Annotated in this window: 18 protein-coding genes; 12 read left to right on the top strand and 6 right to left on the bottom strand. The window is 53.3% G+C overall.

Features of this window, described 5'->3' with window-relative positions; translation table 11 throughout:
* Positions 1-3: 3 nt before the first annotated feature.
* Genes TREAZ_RS12760 through TREAZ_RS12750 form a run of 3 tightly spaced genes read right to left on the bottom strand, consistent with a single transcriptional unit; the run spans position 4 to position 4,439 of the window.
* A complete protein-coding gene (locus tag TREAZ_RS12760) occupies positions 4-660 on the bottom strand; it encodes a response regulator transcription factor (protein WP_015712287.1) in 657 nt (218 codons plus the stop codon).
* On the bottom strand, positions 653-2,032 hold the full coding sequence (locus tag TREAZ_RS12755; RefSeq protein ID WP_015712286.1) for an ATP-binding protein: 1,380 nt from the start codon (positions 2,030-2,032) through the stop codon (positions 653-655). Before TREAZ_RS12755 ends, TREAZ_RS12760 begins: the two co-directional genes overlap by 8 nt.
* Entirely contained in the window at positions 2,025-4,439 is a 2,415-nt protein-coding gene (locus TREAZ_RS12750) for a histidine kinase N-terminal 7TM domain-containing protein (protein WP_015712285.1), read from the bottom strand. The genes TREAZ_RS12755 and TREAZ_RS12750 overlap by 8 nt, the downstream gene beginning before the upstream one ends.
* Before the next feature lie 139 nt (positions 4,440-4,578).
* On the opposite strand from TREAZ_RS12750, the gene TREAZ_RS12745 reads away from it, so the two are divergent.
* Entirely contained in the window at positions 4,579-5,907 is a 1,329-nt protein-coding gene (locus TREAZ_RS12745; protein ID WP_015712284.1) for an extracellular solute-binding protein, read from the top strand.
* A gap of 12 nt (positions 5,908-5,919) precedes the next feature.
* Positions 5,920-7,311 carry a helix-turn-helix domain-containing protein gene (locus TREAZ_RS12740; RefSeq protein ID WP_015712283.1) on the top strand — a complete coding sequence of 464 codons (1,392 nt, stop codon included), beginning with the start codon at positions 5,920-5,922 and terminating at the stop codon, positions 7,309-7,311.
* 41 nt (positions 7,312-7,352) lie between these two features.
* On the opposite strand, the gene TREAZ_RS12735 is transcribed toward TREAZ_RS12740, so the two are convergent.
* The 3 genes from TREAZ_RS12735 to TREAZ_RS12725 all read right to left on the bottom strand — a co-directional run bounded on the left by TREAZ_RS12735 (position 7,353) and on the right by TREAZ_RS12725 (position 8,165).
* Positions 7,353-7,583, bottom strand: a complete 231-nt coding sequence (locus tag TREAZ_RS12735; RefSeq protein WP_015712282.1) for a hypothetical protein — start codon at positions 7,581-7,583, stop codon at positions 7,353-7,355.
* Between the two features lie 9 nt (positions 7,584-7,592).
* Complete coding sequence (locus tag TREAZ_RS12730) at positions 7,593-7,862, bottom strand: hypothetical protein (RefSeq protein ID WP_015712281.1); 270 nt, start codon at positions 7,860-7,862, stop codon at positions 7,593-7,595.
* 78 nt (positions 7,863-7,940) lie between these two features.
* Positions 7,941-8,165: a hypothetical protein gene (locus TREAZ_RS12725; RefSeq protein ID WP_015712280.1), complete on the bottom strand. Its 225-nt coding sequence runs from the start codon at positions 8,163-8,165 to the stop codon at positions 7,941-7,943.
* A 157-nt stretch (positions 8,166-8,322) separates the two neighbouring features.
* Between TREAZ_RS12725 and TREAZ_RS12720 the strand changes: the two genes are divergently transcribed.
* The 10 genes from TREAZ_RS12720 to TREAZ_RS12675 all read left to right on the top strand — a co-directional run bounded on the left by TREAZ_RS12720 (position 8,323) and on the right by TREAZ_RS12675 (position 20,903).
* Entirely contained in the window at positions 8,323-8,601 is a 279-nt protein-coding gene (locus TREAZ_RS12720) for a helix-turn-helix domain-containing protein (protein WP_015712279.1), read from the top strand.
* Positions 8,602-8,723: 122 nt separating this feature from the next.
* Positions 8,724-10,082, top strand: a complete 1,359-nt coding sequence (locus TREAZ_RS12715; RefSeq protein WP_015712278.1) for a right-handed parallel beta-helix repeat-containing protein — start codon at positions 8,724-8,726, stop codon at positions 10,080-10,082.
* 159 nt (positions 10,083-10,241) lie between these two features.
* Positions 10,242-12,839, top strand: a complete 2,598-nt coding sequence (locus TREAZ_RS12710; RefSeq protein WP_015712277.1) for a chitobiase/beta-hexosaminidase C-terminal domain-containing protein — start codon at positions 10,242-10,244, stop codon at positions 12,837-12,839.
* 69 nt (positions 12,840-12,908) lie between these two features.
* Positions 12,909-13,607, top strand: a complete 699-nt coding sequence (locus TREAZ_RS12705; RefSeq protein WP_015712276.1) for a DUF4428 domain-containing protein — start codon at positions 12,909-12,911, stop codon at positions 13,605-13,607.
* A gap of 3 nt (positions 13,608-13,610) precedes the next feature.
* Positions 13,611-14,825: a DHH family phosphoesterase gene (locus TREAZ_RS12700; protein WP_015712275.1), complete on the top strand. Its 1,215-nt coding sequence runs from the start codon at positions 13,611-13,613 to the stop codon at positions 14,823-14,825.
* A gap of 91 nt (positions 14,826-14,916) precedes the next feature.
* Complete coding sequence (locus TREAZ_RS12695; RefSeq protein ID WP_015712274.1) at positions 14,917-15,321, top strand: Ig-like domain-containing protein; 405 nt, start codon at positions 14,917-14,919, stop codon at positions 15,319-15,321.
* Positions 15,322-15,341: 20 nt separating this feature from the next.
* Positions 15,342-16,427, top strand: coding sequence for a hypothetical protein (locus tag TREAZ_RS12690; RefSeq protein WP_015712273.1), 1,086 nt, complete (start codon positions 15,342-15,344; stop codon positions 16,425-16,427).
* 113 nt (positions 16,428-16,540) lie between these two features.
* Positions 16,541-17,662: a hypothetical protein gene (locus TREAZ_RS12685; RefSeq protein ID WP_043923094.1), complete on the top strand. Its 1,122-nt coding sequence runs from the start codon at positions 16,541-16,543 to the stop codon at positions 17,660-17,662.
* A gap of 101 nt (positions 17,663-17,763) precedes the next feature.
* Positions 17,764-18,930, top strand: coding sequence for a hypothetical protein (locus TREAZ_RS12680; RefSeq protein WP_015712270.1), 1,167 nt, complete (start codon positions 17,764-17,766; stop codon positions 18,928-18,930).
* Between the two features lie 53 nt (positions 18,931-18,983).
* Positions 18,984-20,903 (top strand): hypothetical protein, encoded by a 1,920-nt coding sequence (locus TREAZ_RS12675; RefSeq protein ID WP_043923093.1) that lies wholly within the window; start codon positions 18,984-18,986, stop codon positions 20,901-20,903.
* Positions 20,904-20,942 lie beyond the last annotated feature (39 nt).

Here is a 20,942-nt window from a genome sequence, read left to right as displayed (position 1 = left end):
CTGCTATCCCTCTGATCCCGGCACGATGAATCCGTTTTGGACGGCATAGATGGCGAGCTTCCAGATCGTGTCGAAACCGGTTTTGGCGAGGATTTCGGCGATGTGGGCTTTGACGGTGCTTTCGGAGACCCCTATGTCCGCAGCGATTTCCTTCCGGCTCTTGGCTTGGCACACAAGGCGGAGGACGCGTAACTCATCCGGGGTGAGGGCGCAGGTAGCAGGCATTTGAGCGGCGGGGGCAAGGGGGTAGTTGGTGTACCCGTCCATGACGCTGCGAATTACGGAAATGAGGGAAGAAGCGCCGGCGTTCTTATAGACAAATCCCTGGGCGCCTGCTTCCTTTGCCTGCTCAATAAAGCTCACTTCCGGGTAGGCGGTGATGATGATGATTTTGACGTCGGGCTGATCCCGGTGGATACGGGCGGCTACGGCGATGCCGTTGGCCTTTTTGAGGGGGGAAAAGCTGCCCTTGCCCGCGGCTTCTTTGCCCGTAACGACGTCCATAAGCACAAGATCGGGCTTGAGGGCGGCAACAAGGGCAGGGGCGTCGTCGGCGTCGTCTATGCAGGCGGCGACGGTAATGTCCTTTTCGGCGCGGAGAGATTTGGCAAGGGTGTCTTGCAGCAGGGCATGGTCTTCGACAATGACCAGGTTAATCATGGCGTAATTCCTTTATGGGCACGTTGATTATAACAGTGAAGGGCGGGCCTTGTTCTATAGTTACTTCGCCGCCTGCCTGGGCGGCACGGAAGCGCATGCCTTGAATGCCAGTTCCTTCATGGAAGGGTAGGGCGCCGTCCTTGCTTTTCGTTCCGCCCAGAGGCCCATCGTTGGTAATTTTCACGGTAAGGGCATCTGCTTTTTCCTCGATGCGGGCAAAGATGTTGCGTGCGCCGGCATGGCGCACGGCGTTGGTAATGCATTCGCGCAGTATTGCGCTTAGGGCGGCGGCAGCGTTTCCGCTCAGATGCGTGAGGGGCGGCAACCTACCGGGGGGAGCCTCGTTCCCCTCAATATGCATGCCGATTCCCAGCTCGCGGTACTTTTCCAAAGGAAGGAGATCTTCGCTTTCTTGTATCGTTGCTTCTGCGCTTGAATCCCCGCTCAAAGATGCAAGGGCGGTAAACTCGGCGATAAGGGGGCGCAGGGTTTCCATTTTTTCGCTTCCGCCGCCTCCTGGAGCGAGGGCTTGCCCAAGCAGGGCGATACTCTGCCCCATGCGGTCGTGGAGATCCATTTTTGCATGGAGCAGGGCTTTCGCCTTTTCGGTTTCTTCTATTTGGTCTATTGCCAGGGTTATATGCTCGCTTTGTTCTTGCAGGGTATGGTTTGCCTTATCAATTTGGCGGTTGAGTTCTTCTTCCTCTGTGATGTCGGCCGCCAGCACCTGGGTATAGCGCCTGCCATTGACACTAATGATGTCAAATGAAAAGAGCCAGTGGGAACTGGTACTATTCGCAGTATCACTGCTAAAAGATAGTTTAATAGTATCGCCCAGGGCGATGCCCTGGGTCAGCTGTTCGCGGAGCTGCCCAAGATTGATATTCCCTTTTAGCCCAAGCTGCACAAGAATAGAGCGCATGGCGCTGTTTACCAGTACCGGCCTCCCTTTGAGGTCAGCGTAGAGAACGCCTAAGCCCATGTGGTCAATGGTTTCTTTAACTGACAGGCGGTTTATGCTTAAAGGTCGCTGCTTTACTTCATGATAGCACCGGTAAAAAACAGATACCGCCAAAAGGGCATTGCTGAACACAATAAAAAGAAAAAACGGATAAGAATTAAGAAATTGTCCGGTAAAAGGCAAGGTTAAGAAGATGCCGTCATTGAGGTATTCCAAAAAGATAGTAAAGGCTGCCCCCCAAAAAAAGAGGTAAAAGAGCGAGGCCGTTTCAAAAACTTTCCTCGAAAGGAACGTCGATTTTTCATGAGCGGTAAACAGCAAAAACAGACGGAAGCATTGGACAATCACTGCCAGGGCAAAAATAAAGGTGGTAAGTTCCCTAAAGGGTGCAAGAAAGTACATGCTATACATGGTTTTCTTCCTTTGTGTCCAAAGGGAATATCCTTAAGAGCAGATCTCCTTTATTGGATATGCTTTCTACCATGCGGAATTCCAGATGCGTCTCTTCGCCCTTCATATACACTACTACGGATTTGTCGCCTGTTTTACCTTTCCCTTCAGTAATAAAGAGGCGCAAGGTTTGCTCAAAATAGTCGTACACTTCTGCTGCTATTTCAGCGTCGAGCAGAAAATCCCGGGAAAAACGGGCAACCCCTGAAACACCGCTTTCGTGCAGGGCTTCTTCGAGTATAATACTGAGATCCGCAATATGAACTTTCTCGCCCCCTGCGCAGGCGATGGCAAGGCCGCTCCGCCGTTTACAGTAATTTACCATAAGACGGATCAGGGCGCTTTTCTTTTCACCATCCCCGGGATCTTCGGAAAGGTCGAGCAATTTTTGCAGTTCATGGGATTTTTCTTTCAGTATCTGATCTATGGCGGCGTACACCGCGTGTTTGTGCTTGACTTCCGCAGTTTCCCTTTTAATGTGTTCTGCTGCATGCAGGCGGATATTCTGTTCTTCCAGCTGTTTGTTGTATTCTTTTAAAGTAGCAGTAAGAGTAACAATCTTATCCAGATTAATGCCTGCAACAGCTATACCCCCGGTTATGGGGTACGTGTCATACCGGATATTTTCAGTGCCCGGTACTACTATCGACTGGGGGCTTTTGCTATCCATTTTTTTTAGCTGTTCAAAAAAAGCGGCAGGCAGTATTCCTGCTGCGGCTGTTTTATACTCAGGTTTTATGGCTCTCCCCTGGGCAAGCGCAAAGCCGGAGAATATCTGCACGCTGCATGGGGCAGAACGGAAGAGCCTGCCGTATTTGATGTTGTTGGGGATAAGGCGCGACTGGAGGGCAATTTCTATAAAGGCCAAAGCGGAAAAGGAATAGGTCAAGGTTATTTCAGATATCCTGATAACAGGAATATAAAGCACATAGCCCACATTGCAGAAAATGAAAAAGCAGAACACCAGCGCCATAGGTATAAGGGGAACACGAATTTTTTTCCAGGTGGAAACTACCGCAATTATAACAAAGGCAATAACAAAACAAAAAACACGGAACGCGATAATATAATAAAAAACGCCATACCCGTATATTTCAAAATAGTCTACTCCCTTGTGGAAGGAAAAAACCAGCTGGTGCAGGTCGTTGGTAAAAACCATAAGCAGCAGTAATACGCTTAACCAAAAAGAAAACCGATACACCCCTTGCCACGTTTTCTTGTTCTTTCCATTTAAGAGATCGCCGATTGAAAGCCCTATGCGGAACAGCAGCAGGGGAATAAAAATCATGGGGATATAGAACAGGTACCAAAGATACCGCACCAGATCGCCATTAAAGGCTTCAATCTTTATCATCCTTAAGGTGACCCAGAAAAGAAGGAGGGCGCTTACTGCCAAAAACTGCCGCCGTGTTTCCCCTTCGCCAATGCGGTAATAGAATGAGCAAGACCATGCCGTCAGCATGAGGATAAAGGCGAAATACGAGAACAGATGTTCTTGATACGTGGCGGTAGAAAAAAGCTGCTCCCCCAATACCTGCCTGCTGTAGGCACCCCGTATCCCCGGCAGAGCATTGTTGAATTCGCTTATGTCATCAATTGCTTTACCGGGCATTTGCCCCGGCAAAAGGTAGCCCTCTTTGACAAGGCGGCTCTGGTCTACTTCGCTCAGGGCAGCAGCGCCCGAAGGGCTAAAGATGCCTACCGTATACGACAGGGTGCCTTCTTCCGGTACAACGATAGCTACCGCCTGTTGGGCTGCCGCCGCCCTTCTGGCCCGGTAGTCAAAGGTTATGGCAACCGGGGCTTCGGCATTGTTTTCAGAAAGGCGGCCCTGCTTTTTGAGCTCTTTAAGCAGGGCAATTGCCTGGGTATAAGAACCTGCGGCCTTTGACCCCGGTTGAGTGTCGAGCCCTGCGGCGATGGCCATGACGAGATATTCCAAATTGGGGCGGAATTTGATATCGAGGGATACGGGGTAATCACCAGAAAGCAGGCTTTTCCAACCGGTTATGCCGGAAGCAGCGCCCCCTTTTACGGCGATAACGGCGGTGGCGGTAAATTCAGGACGAAAGACACTGCCCTTATATATAGAAGAAAGGGGTATGCCCGCTGTCTCGTAGACCACGCTGCCCCAAGGCAAGCTTTGGGCGCTATAGTCGCCCTTCAGGGTAGATAAAAAGCCGGGGAAGGCGCTTTCGGCGTACTCCGCCGGGGTAAGCTGCGGCCCATACCCCGGTGAAAGATCCCAGGTATAGCCCCGGAAAGAAGGTACATGGAACGCTGCCAGCACAAGGAACAGCGCAAAAATGGCGATGCACACCGCCCAGCAAAGCTGCCTGCTGCCTTTTGGAGAACTTATCAATCCCATAGCGGGAAGAATAGCTTAATAATGTGGATTGCTCAACGCTTTATGTAGTTTTTTCGGTAATAGCCACATGGCTAAAAAAACGCCGTATATTCAGCCAAAAGTTAATGTTTAACATTGTTGAAAAGCCTATACCTTCACTATGAGACATACCCGGCGTTTCTTTTTATCCTTTATCATCCTATCCGTCGTCCTCGTGGCGCTTTTAGGCTGCCAGGGCAAAAACCGGCCCAGCAAAAGGAATCCTGTGGGTATCACCGTGTGGCATACCTACGTGGAGCAGATGAAGACGGGTTTTGAGGAGTTGGCAACGGAGTTCAACGCCACCCGGGGGGCCCAGGAGGGCATAACCGTCTCTGTTACCGCCGTCGCCCGGGCTGCGGTGCTGAACGAAAAGCTCCTCATGGCCGCGGAGGGCGACCCTGGGTCCCCTGAGCTGCCGGATATCGCGGTGGTGTACCCCCCGGTTGCCGCAAGCCTTGCCCAAAAGGGGGTGTTGGTGGATTTTGCAAGCCTCTTTACCAGGGAGGAGATTTCCCGCTATGTGGGCGAATTTGTGGAAGAAGGCATGATAGGGGGCGTCTTCTACCTCCTGCCGGTGGCAAAATCCACGGAAGTCCTCTTCCTCAACAAAACCATCTTTGACCGCTTTGCCGCCGATACCCCCGGCGTAAGCCTTGGGCAGCTTGCGACCTTCGAGGGCATTATCGCTGCTGCCGAACAGTACCGGGAATGGTCGGGGGGCAAAACCTTTTATTGCCCCGACGAACTCTTTAACTACACCATGATAGGCATGGAGCAGATGGGCGAGAGCTTTGTCCAGGGGAAGCGCCTCAATGTCGCCTCCCCCTCTTTTACGCGAGTGTGGGATAGCTACTATGGGCCTGCCGCACGGGGGGAGGTGGCTATTTTCAGCAACTTTGGCAGCCAGCTTGCCCTGTCGGGCGAGGTGGTGGCGGTTTCGTCTACTTCTGCAGGGGCCATGTATTTCCCCACTTCCGTTACCTATGCGGACAACAGCAAAGAAGATGTGGAGTTTGTCGTACTGCCCTTCCCGGTGTTTGCAGGGGGCGAAAAGGTCGCTGCCCAGCGTGGTGGGGGCATGTGCGTCTTGAAATCCACAGCGGCAAAGGAATACGGCGCGGGGGTGTTCCTCAAATGGCTTACCGAGCCTGCCCAGAACCTGCGCTTTACCGCCGCCACGGGCTATATGCCGGTAATGCAGGAGGCCTTTGACCTTGTTATGGCGAACGGCATGGACGCTGTCGGCGAGGGCCTTAAAAGGCAGGCCTTCCTTGCCGCCATAGCCATGCAAAAGGAGTACCGCTTTTTTATCCCCCCGGTGTTCGACGGACTGGACACCCTGCAAACCCGGTATGTGGAGGAACTGCAAAAGGCGGCCAAGCGTGGGCTTTCCGGAGGGGAGAGCGGCGAGGACTTACGTTCCTTTATTGCCGCCTTTAGCGAGTAGGGCAGGGGAAACGTGAGCGATAAGGACCGCCGGTCTTTTGCCCGGCAGAAAAATACCTTTACCTTCCCCCTCAGGCCGCACCGGGCGCTTATCCCTACGGTGCTCTTTTCGGCGGCGGTCATTGTCTTTGTAATCCTGCTTATCAATGGAAAGGTCTCTTCCGGCAGCACAGAGCTGGAACGCACTATCAGCAGGGAACGCTCTTCCCTTGCGGGGAACCTCGAAAAGCGGCTGGGCGAAGTTTCTGTAGAGGCTCTGCTCTACGCGCAAACTCTGTCGCACAATATTGAGATCCACCTGGAGAATGCGGGCCTTTCCATAGGGGAACTCTCCGGCAAGCCGGAGACGCTTTTGTATATAGAAGAAACTGAGCTTGGCCTCGCCCTGCTTGCCCTGGACAAAGCCAGGGTTTCGGGGGTATTCATGGCGCTGGAAGCAACTATTAACCCCCGCCTTAAGGATGCCGAGTATTCCCGCGCGGGCTTCTCTATCCAAAACACAGAGCCCTTTATACCGGGTAATGCCTATAAGCTCTTCCTAAGGGGTTTTGCGGATTTGGCGTACAAGAATAACCTTGCGGTGCATTCGCTCTGGGATTTGGAACTTGATAGCCGGGGGAGCGCCTTTTACACCGTGCCTGTGGAGACCTTCCGGAAGAACCCCTCCCTGCCCCTTTCCCGTTCCTATTACTGGACTTTTGAGGATTCAGGCGGTGTTTACAAACGGGAAGAGCCTGCCCTGCTGTGCAGCGTCCCTCTGATAAGCTCCCAGGGGAAGCTCCTGGGGGTATGCGGTTTTGAAATAAGCGCCGCGAATTTCAGGCTGAACCATAGCCCCCTTCCAGGCCCCTATCCCCGGCTGATCTCCCGATTCGGCCCTTCCAGTGGGAACGGAGTTGAAACAGACAGCGCCTTTTATTCCGGCCCTTTGGCTTTGGGCAGGGGCGGCTTTATAGTTTTAGGCTCAGGCAAGCGTGTTAAACTTTACCCTGCCAATTCACCTTACCTGGACGACGAGATGGCCCTTGACCTCCTCATGCCCCGGCAAGACTACAACAGCCTGATTGTATCCCACAATGCGGTTCTTGCGGTGATCCTCGTTCTTTTGGGCGGCGGTATCTATGTGCTTAGTTTCCTGCTTAACCGCTACTACCGGAAAGCCTATGTCCTGGCCCTTATGCAGATGGAAACCCGCCTTGCCAAGTCGCCCCCCGATTTTGCCCAATACGGCCTTTCCAGGCGGGAGCAGGAAATCTGCGTCCTCTTGCTCAAGGGCTTTACCCTGCGCCAAATAGGCGGCGAGCTTTTTATCTCCTTTAACACCGTGAACAACCATTGCCGCAGCATCTACCAGAAGCTGGGCATTTCGCACCGCCAGGAATTGTTTGCGAAGCTTGAGGGGTAATCCCCCCGCCCGCCTGACGGCGGGTAAATAGATCCTTCACCTTATGCAGAAGCAGAAATCTTTTCCCGCACAAGCTCGCCAATAAGCTCCGAAACACTATGATGGCTAACAGCCGCTTTTGCTTGCAGATAGGCCGCGGTTACCGTATCAAGCGAAACCATAGTAAAGCCGGATCGGGTTAAAAACCCGCTCTTGCTTGTATCTATTTCGGGTGTTGTTTTAGTCCAGAGCTCATCTAAAGCGTCCGCTTCTTCTTCAGTCATTCTTGCCATATTTTCCTCCTACACATTAACCAATTTAAGCCATGCCTTACGGCAGGGCATAGCATGGAACACATTAACCGATTTTTCATCAATTTCATTATATAGAATTTCAAGGGGATTAAGCGCCCGATCAAAGCCAATAAGCAGGTTTTTTTCTTCCTCCCCAACCACAGGACGATCTAATAGCTTATTGTCAAAGGCAAAACGAATATCCTCTTTTGTTACCTCATGTTTAAAAGCGGATTTGTTAAATTCAATATAGAGCGTCTTTCCGCTCGCCTGTTCCATATCCCCATTCTACCTCAAAAAAACCCAAAAAGAAAGGGCAATTTAACATTCTCCCCAATCCTGCTATCAAGCAGAACGTTATTTATCCTTGATGATAATGTCACGGACATCTTTGACCAGAAAAGTCTCCGGCGTTAAGCCTTCGGGGAGCCAGCTCCAGTCATGTTTGAGCGGCCGATCCAGCACCTGCCAAACCGGATCATTCTTTCGCTCCTCTGCCCACTGCGCCCGTTGCGCCCGGGTCACCTTGGGCAGCTCTTCCCGGTGGTCCTCGGGGATTTCAACGGTTTGTTCAATGGTCATAGGTCTCTCCAATACCTTAACTATACCTCCAAAAATAGCCTAAAAACCCATATAGCACGTTTCATGCTATGCCAATTTACCCCATTTTCCTTCGTTTTTTTTTAAAATGACACGAAACGTGTCATGTGGAATCCCCGGTTAGGGGATATCAATAGCTATGGATACGATGAAAGACCCCCATCCAAACGAAGGGACTGCGCTTTTGCAACCGCAATTGCACGACCTGCCGCCTGAGGCGGCGCTTTTGGACACCGAAGAACGTGAAGTGTTCCCGTGGCTCAGGGAGTTTTTTACCGTACCCTGGATTGCCGAGACCATTATGCGGGGAAAGTCGGAAGTGAAGCAGATAGCCGGGAGGATTTACCGGAAGCTGGGGGTAAAAAACCAGGCAGAGCTGGTGTACCGCTATGGGGTGCTGGATAAAGAGGGGCACTAAGACCTGGGCATTGTTCAATAGGGATACTGCAAACCCGTGGGGTTTGTGCCCTCAGCAGAGGGCTGCCCTCGTTAGAGGGCTTATATACATACGCGGCAAAGCCGCAAGAAGGGAGATTTACTATGAAGAAGATGAAAAAAGTCCTGTTCCTCGCGTCGGCAATCCTGCTGATAGCCGCCGCCACTGCCGCCGCCGCCGACCTCTATGTCAGCGTAGAAACCGGCGAGAGCTTCCGCAGCGCCGACGGCAGCAAAGCCAAGCCCTACAAGGACCTGCAGGCCGCATTGGACAAAGCCGCAGACGGCGACACCATTCACATCGCCAAAGGCAACTACTTGGGCACCAGCGACCGGGGTTATATCGAAGTGCTCAAAGCTGTAAGCCTTAAAGGCGGCTACACCACCGATTTCTCCAAGCGCGACGTCCTCGCCAATCGCACCACCATACAGCCCACCCCCGCCAGCAACGGCACCGCCGGCGCCTATGCCCTCCTCAATTTGGGGAAGAAAGGTACCGTCAACGGCGTTAAACCCGCAGGCGAAATGATCATAGACGGCATCATCCTGGATAAGGGCAACTCCCTGGGCTACCACGCCACCAACGGCAAGCCCGCCGGAGTCGCAACCGGTATGCTCGTTATCCCCCCGGCAAAGGGCGAGAACAACGGCACCAAAGACGTCATCGGCACCGTGCAGCCCACCCTGTGGTTCGACGTTACCGGCAAGCTCACCATACAGAACTGCGTCTTTGTAAACGGCAACCAGTACGCCATTATGGGCAACGCCAACGGCGCCACCATCAAGATCATCAACAACCTGTTTATCAACAACACCTACGCCGCCGTGCAGATTTCCAGCCGCCTCGCCACCGGGAACTACGGCAACACCGTAGACTTCTCGTACAACACCGTGCTCTTCAACTGGAACCGCACCGCCGACAACCAGGACTTAGGGCTCGGCACCGGCTACCGCTTTATGACCGGCGTCAACACCGACGTGCACCACAACATCATCGGCCTTTCGCACCGCGCCGGTCTTGACCGCACCCGCACCGAGACCCCCGCCAACGAAACCAAACGCAAAACCGGCGCCGAGGACAATTACTTCTTCCTCAATAAGATGGGCGACATCGAACTCCCCGGCGGCGGCATGGGCACCCGGGTCTGGGCCAAGAACTTCGAAGAACGGGAAGAACTCTACAAGTACGACCGCAACGAAGAACTCACCACCGCAGCCGCCGGGGGCTTTAAAGGCAAACTCAACGCCCCGTACCTCGAAGGCTTCCTCAACGCCACCTACACCGAGACCACCGACTACGACGCCAACTCCAGCGCCAACAACTTCCGCCGAGCCATGGGCCTGAACCAGTCCGGCAGCATGACCACCAAAGTCTCCATGTACGCCAACCGCTACCCCCTGGACGACGCCCTTAAACTCTTCGGCGCCGTCTCCGGCAAAGGAGCCCAGGCCATTAAGAACTAGACCCTTTTAGAAGAGGGAAAGAGGGGGAACGGCAACAGGGTTGCCGAGCCTTCCCCCTGGGCCGCACGTTGTTGCGGCCCACCCCCTTCAACGGGGGGAGTTCCCCCCGTAACGCCCCCCGCCGGCAGTGGCGGACATAACATGCAAAGGAACAGAAAGATGAAACGTACAAGCAAACTGATTCTCGCAATAGCCGGCGTCCTGGCTGCGCTTGCCTTGATCTTCGCCTCCTGCGGCGGCAACAGCCCCTCTGACCCGCCCTCGACCCCCGACGCGGCGACCCCCACCGCAAGCCCCAATGGCGGCGCCTTTTTTAGCCTGCCAAAGGTAACCCTTGCAAGCGCAACCGACGGGGCATACATTTACTACACCACCGACGGCACTGCCCCGGTAGTCGCCGGGGAATCGACCAGCTTCTACCAAGCGCCCTTTGCCGTGCCCTCATGGAATAGCGTGGTAAAAGCCATCGCCGTCAAAAACGGCTACAACAATAGCGGCGTATTGACCACCGCTGCCTACACCCAAGATGCCCGCATCGTTGCGAGCATTACCGTAACGCAGCCCACTAAAACCACCTACCTTGTGGGCGAAGCCCTCGACCTTGCAGGTCTTGTGGTAACCGCCACCTTTAACGACGGCACCACCGGCTTTATCTCCGTAAGCCCTGCGGACACCGATTGGGACACCGTCAAAGCAAACCCAGGGGCGGGTAAAACCGTTACCATCAACGTAAACGGCAAAACCGCCGCCTTTACGGTAAACATCATAACTGCCGTAACCGTAACCTACAACCTGAACTACGCGGGCGCACCGGCGGCGGAAGTAAAAACCATTGTCCCAGACAGCCTTGCCCCCACCGTAACCGCCCCCACCCGTGGAGGCTACACCTTTAGCGGCTGGTATCAGAACGCCGCCGGAACCGGAGCCCCCTGGAACTTTAGCGCCACCCCCGTAAGCGCCAACACTATCCTCTATGCCAAGTGGGAAGCCTCTGGCCCTAGCGACCCGTCGCTCTCCAAGTTTGAAGGCCTTTGGAAAACCGTCGATGGAAAGTACGATCTTCTGTTTTCCGGTGTCAAACTGGTAAGGATAGGCCATGAGTCAGACCCGAGTACTATCATTGAGGCAGAAATAGGCACCTTTACCGATACCGATGACGGGAAGATCGAGTTTAACATTACTTCCTATTATCAATATAAAGAGGGCATTTATGCCGACTACCCAACGTCGGTAGTTGAGAATTTAAGTTACACCTTAAGCGACTCTACGCTTACCATTACCGGGGACCCCAGCAGGATCTTTATCAAAGACGGCTCTACGGTCGATAAATACGCCCTGCAGATTGCCCTTATTGAAGCACAACTAGTTGACGCCGACTTTCGCTACCGCAACGCGTTTTATAGCGTAGACGGCGCTGATGTTTTCGAAAGCAAATACTGGTTTACCATTGCGGAACAAAGCGCCTTTGGAACTGCATACACTACCGCCAAGGCAATACGCAACAACCCCGCCGCCACTGCATTAGAGGTAACCAGCGCCTTGACTGCCCTTACCACCGCCTTTATACCCTTTACTACGGAAAGAAAGCCGGGAAAACTTCTCTACTACGTTCTTCCCAGCCCAACAACAGTGGCAAACCTTAACGATGCCCTGAAAACCAAGGAAAAGGTAAAGATAACCGTCGACCTTACCCTGAGCAGCGCAACCATCTCCATGGGCGCAACCACCCCGGCCAAGTTGAGTGTAGGAACTACCAGCGGTGTGACGTTCCCTGCCAATACGGTGTTCGATACTACAACGAATACCATAGACATAGGCGACACTACCAACCTGGTCATTAACACCTCTTCTATCATGACCCTTACCAATGGGGCAGGCATTAAGGCAGGCGGCCTTGTCATACGCGCTGCCTTTCCCACCGGTTCAAACGACGTGGAATTTAGCGGCTTGGCTGCGGGCAATTTGATAGAAAGCGGCGTACTTACGGTGCATGGCACAGCCAAAGTCGAAGCAACGGGCAGCGCCAGAATACAGGCAGGGGATGACACCAACTATGTACGCATTCAGGGTGGAATCCTTAACCCCCTTGCAGCGGTCAACGGCTCTGTGGTGGTTGATGGCAATGCCGGTGTACTGTACCTTAGCCCCTCTGGCAGCGCTGTTTCGTCTATTTTCTTTAATAGCGGTGGCAGCACCGCAAGCGCCGGCACAGGGAAAATACAGTTTGGTACTGGAGAAGGCAAAGGCAGCATAACGGGGAGTTGGTCTAGCTCCGGTGGAGCTACTACACTTTCGGTTGATAATTCGGGAAACATCGAGATTAAAGGCGCCGCCGCTGCCAGATTTCTTGCACAGAACCAGTCCCGTATTACGGTAGCCCCTGGTGCGCAGCTCAGCCTTGCCGAAAATACAACGATCGACCTTGCGGGTAGCACGGCCGCATCTATGGGCAGCATTGTCCTTATGGGCAACGGCGACATCGCCCCCCGCACAAGGATAGCCCTAAAGGCGGACACCAGCAAAGTTATCACCGGAAATACCGCGGATGACACTACTACAAAAACTGGGCCAAAAATATTCACCATTAACAATGAATCGTTTCTCTTGGAAGCGAATGGTTTCGTTGGGACCATTACTAATGCCAATTATTTTAGCCAGTTTACGAGGAAGAGTTTGAGTACGAATCCCGTGTATTTATCAGCACTCGGAACTGGTCCGTGTACCTTTGCCGCTAACTTAGTGGTAGTTGATAATTAACACCCCAAAGCCCCCTATTTGGGGGCAGGGCGGTATTAGTACTAACACGCTTAATAAAGGAGCAACACTATGGGATTATTTGACAAGAAAACCTGCGATATCTGCGGGAACAAAATCGGGCTTTTGGGCAACCGGAAGTTAAAAGATGGCAACATGTGCAAAGACTGCGCAAAAAAAATTAGCCCCCTTTTAACGGGGCGCAAGAATTTTGCCCTGCAGGACATGAAGCAGCATCTGGCGTACCGGGCAGAGAACGAGAAAATCGTCAAGGCCTTTAGCGAAACCCGCACCGTGGGGCGGAACTACCGCCTGCACATCGACGATAACAAGGGGCTTATCGTCATTTCCGATTCTTCGAATTTCAGAAACGCCAACCCCGATGTGCTTCAGTTCTCGCAAATAACCGGCTGCGACTTTGTGGTAGACGAAGAGAAGCGCAGCATTATCGACGACGACGCCCCCAGGGAGGAGGGCAAACCCGCCCCCCGCAAGGAAGTCGTCGAGTACAGCGTGGATGTTACGGTGCACATCAACAGCCCCTGGTTCCAGGATATGGAATTCAGCGTTGCCGAAAACCTGGAAAAGAATTCCCAGGACTACCAGAACGCCGTAGCCGAAGCGGAAGAAATCAAGAAGGCCCTCTCGGATCTGCACTTCAAGGCCGCTGCCGCCGCCCCCAAAGGGCCGGTGGCTTGCCTCAACTGCGGCGCTACCGGAATCCCCACCCCCGAAGGCCGCTGCGAATACTGCAACGGAGTTTTGGGTTAATACATGAGCCACTCGGTAAGGCGGCGGCAGTTTGCCCGGCAGTTTGCAAGCAAGCAGGAAGTCCCCAGCATTGCAGAAAAGAACCGCGTTATTGCGCGGATTACCCGCGAGCTTATCAAGGGGAAGAGCTTCCTTGTGCTTGGCCACAATAACCCCGATGCGGACTGCATCGCCTCCCAGGTGGCCTTTGCCCTTATCCTCCGCAAGCTAGGCAAAGAGGCCGCCGTCTTTATCAGCGAACCCTTTGCCCCGCAGCTTGAGTACCTCCGCGCCATTTGCCGCTACAACGGCATCGAAACCCTTAAAACCGGCGACGCCATTGCGGATAGGGGCTTTTCTGCCCTCATCATCCTGGACACCCCCAAGCCCGATATGCTCCTTGCAAGCGACAGCGTGCAAGAACTTATGGCAAACCCTCATCTTAAAAAGATAGAACTCGACCACCACCTGGGCTCCGACTCCCGCTATATCGGGAGCCAGGGCTACACCCTGGTGTCCCAGGCCGCAAGCTGCTGCGAGCTTGTGGGGTACTTTAGCTTTAAACTTGCCCGCTGGGCGCAGAAGCAGGGCAGGGGAGAAGTGGCGAGCTTCTTTTCCCGCAACTTTGCCCTGGCAATCCTTACCGGCATTGTGGGCGACTCCCACCTGGGGGCCTTCCTCAAGACCAAAAGGGAGAAGTGGTACTACCGCATCTTTAGCAGCTACTTTAACCGGCTTCTGGGGCAGACCACCAAAACAGGCAGCGCAAACCTTTCGTCCAAGGAGGATATTTATAACGCTATCCAGAGCCTTTCGGGCCCGGAACAGGAATGCTACAAGGAGATGGCCTCTCACATTCACAAATCTGCTTCCCTCTTTACCGCCGCATTGGACAAGGAAGCCTCACGCGGCCTCTTTAGCCGCTACAGCAACGAGGTAATGGTCAATGTTTCCAAAACCCTTTCGGACAAATTTGCAGAAGAATCGGGCAAGCTGGGCATGGTGGTCTATTGCGACGACCCCGCACTGTCCAACCTGTACCAGTTCCGTCTGCGCCGCGCCGCCAGCTTCGACGCCCTGGATCTGCGCGCCGTCCTTGCCTCCCTCGCCATTACCAACGGCGGCGGCCACCCCGGTGCGGTGGGCTTTCGTATCCCAAAGAGCGAAATTAGCAGCATCACTGCGTACCTTGCCGGCTTTACGGAGCAGATAGAAGCAATGATAGCAGCGTCTAAGTGAACAAGAAAATACTCCCCCCTGGGGAGCTGCTCCCCTTTGGGGAGCTTCGATTAAACCCCACGGTAAAACCGTGCAAAACAGGAGAAAAACCATGAAGAAGAATTTAGTAGTATTAGTGTTAGCCGCAGCCGCAGTGTTTTTGAATAGCTGCCTTGTGCTCCCCTATGGTGTCGACTATAGCGAGCCCACGGTCTCCATCTCCGCCCCCACCCCCGCGCAGATAGTGGAAGGCGAAGTGTACGGCGTAAGCATCAGGCCAACCCAGGTAGCCGTGCGCCGCCAGATGACCCAGCAATTCACCGTTGATGTTGCCGTAACCGGCGATGCCTCCAAAAAGGTAACCTGGGAAGTAGGCGGCAACACCAGCGCCAAGACAACCATCAATTCCAACGGCCTTCTTACCGTGGGGAACGACGAAAAAGCAGACACCCTCATAATCCGTGCCACCAGCACCTTTGACCGTACCAAATCCGCTACCGCCAAGGTAATTATCTAAAGGTATAGAGGAGTTTTTTTATGAAGACGAAGAGCAGTTTGACCAGCCGCCTATTTGGCGACAGCCCCCTGCTGGCGGCAAGCGTGTTGGCGGTAAGCCTTTCCTTCCTGATTCTTTCCTGCGGCGACCTGGACCCGGACCTCTTCACAATCATCGGTGTTAGCACCCTGTCCGAGCTGAAGACCGCCCTGGCGGACGACACCAAGGACGCCCCCATTATCCTGCTAAAGGCCGTTAACCAGACCAAAGCCGGAGCAGACGAACTCTATGTAGGGGGGGCCGACGGTGGTTTCATCACGGTAAGCGGGGACACAGGCCTTGTTACTTACCCTGTGGGTACCGTGTTTACCAAGGCCGACAAAACCGTCGATATTGGCCGCGGCGACCTTGGCTTTAATTCGAACACAATCCTCACCTTACAAAGCGGCCTTACCCTGATCTCCGAAAACACCGCGAATGGGCAGGAGCTCTACCTTAAAGCCGGCCCCGAATCCGGACTCGATTATGTGTCTATCCAAAATTATACAGGGCCAAATCCCAACATCGTCGGGGCCGGGCAGCTGTCCCTCAAAAGTGGCGCGCCTATCACTGCAGCGGGCGATGGCAAAGTGGTCTTTAAAAACAATGGCACAACTGTCGGCGCCCTGCAGGGCAAATGGACCGGTGCTGATAATAATATTTCCGGTACCGATAAAAACACGCTCACTGTAGGGGGTACGAGTGCTCTGTATGCCCTAGGCGAATCCGGCACCCCCAGCATCACCATACCGGCGGGCAAAACCTTATTGATTAAAGACACTGCCACCATCAATTTGAATAATACCGGTAAGCCGGGCAATATCGTCCTTGATGGCGCCGGCGCAAAGGTAACCCTGCAGACGTCGTCCAACAGAGTTACCACCGGAGATACCACCGGCGGCACAACAAAAAATGGGGAAACATCGTTCACTATTGGTGGGAAAGGGGTTGCATTGACAGGGGGTGGTTCGGTTGTGGGTAATACTGCAAACAGCTATTTTAGCCAGTTTACGACCGAGAGTACCGCGTCTTTATCAGCAACCTCGTCGAATGCGGTGACCATTGCCGCTAACAAAGTGGTTAATTAGCACCAAGCTGCCCTGCAGCACAGCCAAAACGGCGCCTGGCGCCATTCCGCAGGACAGCGGATACAGGCGATAGAGAGGAAGGATATGAAACTAAGGTACAAAGGAGTTTTTTTATGAAGACAAAAATGAGTTTGACCAGCTGCCTATTTGGCAGCAGCCGCCTACTGGCGGCAAGCGTGTTGGCGATCATCCTTTCCATCCTGATTTGTTCCTGCGGTAACCCCGCCGGGAACAACAGTGGCAGCAACCCGAACCCCATCAGCGTTGACACCCTGGCCGACCTGCAGGCCGCCCTGGCGGACGCAACCAAGGACCCCATTACCCTGACAGCCAACGTTAACCAGACCAGCACCGGGAGCACCCTCTCTGTAGGGGGCGGCTCCCTCAAGGCGACCGAGGTCGCCCAGGTTACCTACCCTGCGGGTACCGTGTTTACCAAGGCTGCCAAAACCGTCAATATTGGCGCCGGTGGCCTTAGCTTTAATTTGGGAGCAGAGCTCGCCTTAAGCAGCGGCCTTACCCTGATCTCCGCACAAGATGGAAGGGAGCTCCGCCTTATAGCCGGCCCCACCGCCACAACCGATGATGTAATTATCCATATTGATCCCTTCTCAGATTACGAAGTCGTCAAAGGCGGGACGCTGCTCCTCACGTCTGATTCGTATATCAATGCAAAGGGCAAGGGTAAAGCGGACTTTTACAACCAGAACCAAATCGTCGGCGCCCTGCAGGGCGACTGGGCAAGCAGTGGTTATGATACGACTTTCAGCACCGATACGAACACGCTCATTGTAGAGGGAGCGACAGGAGGGAGTATGCTGTATGCCGCAGGCGACCCTGCCAGCATCACCATACCGGCGGGCAAAACCTTATTGATTGGCGCCAATACCACCATCAACCTGAAGGGCGACCGCGACAACGCGCTGGGCAGTATCGTCCTTAAGGGCAGTAGCAGCGCCCCCTATGCAAAGGTAACCCTGGCGGCGGCGTCCACCAGCAAAGTTGTCACCTTAAATTCCACGCATATCGTACCAAAAAGTGGGCCGCAAACGTTCGATATTGGCGGGAATATGGTTGAATTGACAGCGGGTGGTAAGGTTGTATTGACAGTGATTCTTAAGGGTGAGAACAGCTATTTTAGCCAGTTTACGACCACGGAGGCTGACGCATCTTTATCAGCATACGGGACGAGTACGGTGACCATTGCCGCTGACCAACCGGTTACTAATCATTAACACCCCAGCGCCCCCTATTTGGGGGCAGCCCCCTCACCGGGGCGGTTGATACAAGCGATATGGATGAAAGATATGAAACTAAGGTATAAAGGAGTTTTTTTATGAAGACGAAGATCAGTTTGACAAGCCGCCTATTTGGCGGCAGCCCCCTGCTGGCGGCAAGCGTGTTGGCGATCAGCCTTTTCATCCTGATTTGTTCCTGCGACAACCCCGCCGGGAGCCGCAAGCCCGGAGGGAACAACGGTGGCAGCACCCCGCCCCCCGGCGGTGACCCGGACACCATCACAGCAAGCAGCGTTGCCACCTTTGCCGCGCTGCAGACCGCCCTGGCGGACGCAACCAAGGACCCCATTACCCTGACAGCCGCCGTTAGCCATACCAGCGCCGGGAGCAACACCCTCTCCGTAGGGGGCGGCCTCCTCAAGGTAACCGCGATCGATGCCTCGGCCGCCCAAGTTACCTACCCCGCAGGCACCGTGTTTACCAAGGCTGCCAAAACCGTCAATATTGGCGACGGCAACCTTGGCTTTAATCCGGACACAGACCTCACCTTAAGCAGCGGCCTTACCCTGATCTCCGAACAAACCGCTGATAAGCTGGAGCTCCGCCTTATCGCCGGCCCCGCCGCCCCAGCCGGTGACGTGCTTATCCATAATGATACCGGGTCAAATGACCATGTCGTCCGGGTCGGGTATCTGTATTTCCAAGCTAACGGGGGGATCAATGCAAAGGGCCTGGGCAAAGCGGTCTTTTACAAAAACGGCGAAATCGTCGGTACCCTGCAGGGCAATTGGAGAAGCAGTAATACTACGACTTTAGCTCCCGATACGAACAGGCTCATTATAGGAGGACCGGGAACTCTGTATGCCGCAGGCGACCCCGCCAGCATCACCATACCGGCGGGCAAAACCTTATTGATTGGCGCCAATACCACCCTCGACCTGGGGGGCAAAAGCGATGTGTCGCAGATGGGCAGCATCGTCCTTACGAGCAGCGCCAGCGCCCCCTACGCAAAGGTAACCCTGGCGGCGGCGTCCACCAGCAAAGTTGTCACCGAAAATGATACGAGTGGCGGAACAAAAACTTCGACAGGACCTTTATATTTCGATATTGGCGGGAACCGTTTTGAATTGACAGCGGGTGGTAAGGTTGCGTGGACTACTACAAACAGCGGTTTTAGCCAGTTTACGACCACGACGGCTAATGCATCTTTATCAGCATACGGGACGGGTACGTATACCATTGCCGCTAACCAACCGGTAGATTAACACCCAGCGCCCTCTCACCGGGGCGGCTGATACAAGCGATATGGAGGAAAGATATGAAACTGATGATGAATAACGCCCCACGGGAGGCAACCGTTTGCAAAGTGGCGCTGGCCGCTGCTTTGGTCGCAATGCTGCTGTTTGCCGCGTGCAGCAATCCCGCAGGCAGCAGGGAAGGAAAGTACGCCGCAGTCGATGATTTTGATCTAAGCGGCCTTTCGATTACCGCGCCGGCACAAGGTGTCGCAGTAAGCTCCCTCCCTGCGATAAGCGGGGACCAATATACAGGCGCCGGGGAATGGGTAAAAGAATCGGGTGCAGCCTATGTGGGCGCCACATTTGACGGTGGTACGGTCTATAAAGCCAAGTACGTCCTGCATACCAAAGGTGACTTTACTTTTACTGGTATAACCGGACCGTTCACCTTTGGTGGGCTTACCGTTGAAATAGCCGCCAACACCGGTAGTACGCTTACTATCCTTATTATCTTTCCGGCAACTACCGGCACAGCCAGTGATCCTGATTCTGATGGTTCTGGCAGTGGCGGCGATGGCAGTACCACGGAAGGAAGTCTGATAAACGCGATTAATCTAGCACCCAATATTGCAACTCCTGTCCTGGGTGGAACGCCGACTACCGCATTTTCTGAAGAAAGGTATGAGGCCTCGGCCATTTTGTGGACTCCTTCCGTGGGCAGTGTCTTTGCGGCATCAACCTCATATCAGGCGGAAGTAACACTTATAGCTAAGGGTACCTATACCTTCAAAAACCCAATAGCCATTACCCATGGCAGTGCAAGCGCGGCTCCGATAACGGTTAGCTATACGAACTCTACTGCAATCAAGGTAACATTAAAGTTCCCCCCTACCGGGAGTACTTCTGCCACGAGTTTTAACCTGGGCCCTTATAACTACCCCAAGGTTGGCTCTACGCCGACAGAGTTGGGGCTGGCAGGCGTAGATGCAAGTTCTCCTGAGTATACCGTAGCAAAGTCGCTCTCGTTAACTTCTGGCGGCGACGCTGTTACTTCGATAGAGTCGGATAAAACATTTTATCTTACCCTTACCTTGACCGCAAAACCGGGCTTTAATTTTAACGGTGTTACTGCATCAAGCATAAGCGCTACCTTTAAGAATTTTACCGATGTGTCGAAAGCCTTTACCATTAGCGCCGCCAATTTTTCAAATACCGGCTCGGTGATTACGGTAACCTTAAGCCATGCGGAGTTCATATCGGAAAAGAAGGTAAACGATTTTGACTTGAAGACTGTATACACGCCTCTGTCTGGTACGGTACCTGGAGACCAATTGCTTTTAGTTCCAAATTGGAATAATAGCCAGTATTCGGCTGTTAGGACCTATTCGCCGTTAATTTCAGGCAAAATTCAGAACAATGTACAATTTAATCTTACCTATACCCTGACTGCCCAAACGGACTATACCTTTACTGGTGTTTCTCCCGCAAGTTTTGTTCTTAAATGTCTAAGAGGGAGAGAGTTTACCTTTAACCCCGGTTCAGGGACTGTCAGTAACGGCGGGAATACGCTTACGGTTACTTTTAGCGATGCTCGATATAAATCGCAAAGCCGTGTAGCCTTAGATTTGACTTATGCGTTTCCTAAGCCAGCAACAGGTAAAAAAATATTGGAATATTGTAGTAAAGATAACGGTTGGGTAAGTGATGGTGGTGTTCAAAAAGTCTTTGGTGAGTTTGATATAGCTCGGGACGATTTTTATAAGAAAAACGGTACTAATTGGGAAAAAATGGCTATTAGTGAAATCTTAGCGTCGGGAGGAACGTACCGAGTCCATTTAAGAATCATAGGGGCACCGTTTGGGGAAAAAACAGTTTATAATGGTAACGATACACCTATCAACTTTACCCACAGTGGAGGGATAACTTTTTCTGGTTATTCATTTCGTCAATCTACAGATGATGTTGCTGTAGTAGAAATGGATGCGCAATTCAGTTTGTAATTCCGTAAAAGATATTACTGTTTATCCTGCGGTCTATGC

Source organism: Leadbettera azotonutricia ZAS-9, from assembly GCF_000214355.1.
In the GTDB taxonomy this organism is placed as follows: domain Bacteria; phylum Spirochaetota; class Spirochaetia; order Treponematales; family Breznakiellaceae; genus Leadbettera; species Leadbettera azotonutricia.
The sequence above is the reverse complement of the archived record's forward strand: the minus strand, read 5'-3'. Positions and strand labels throughout refer to the sequence as shown.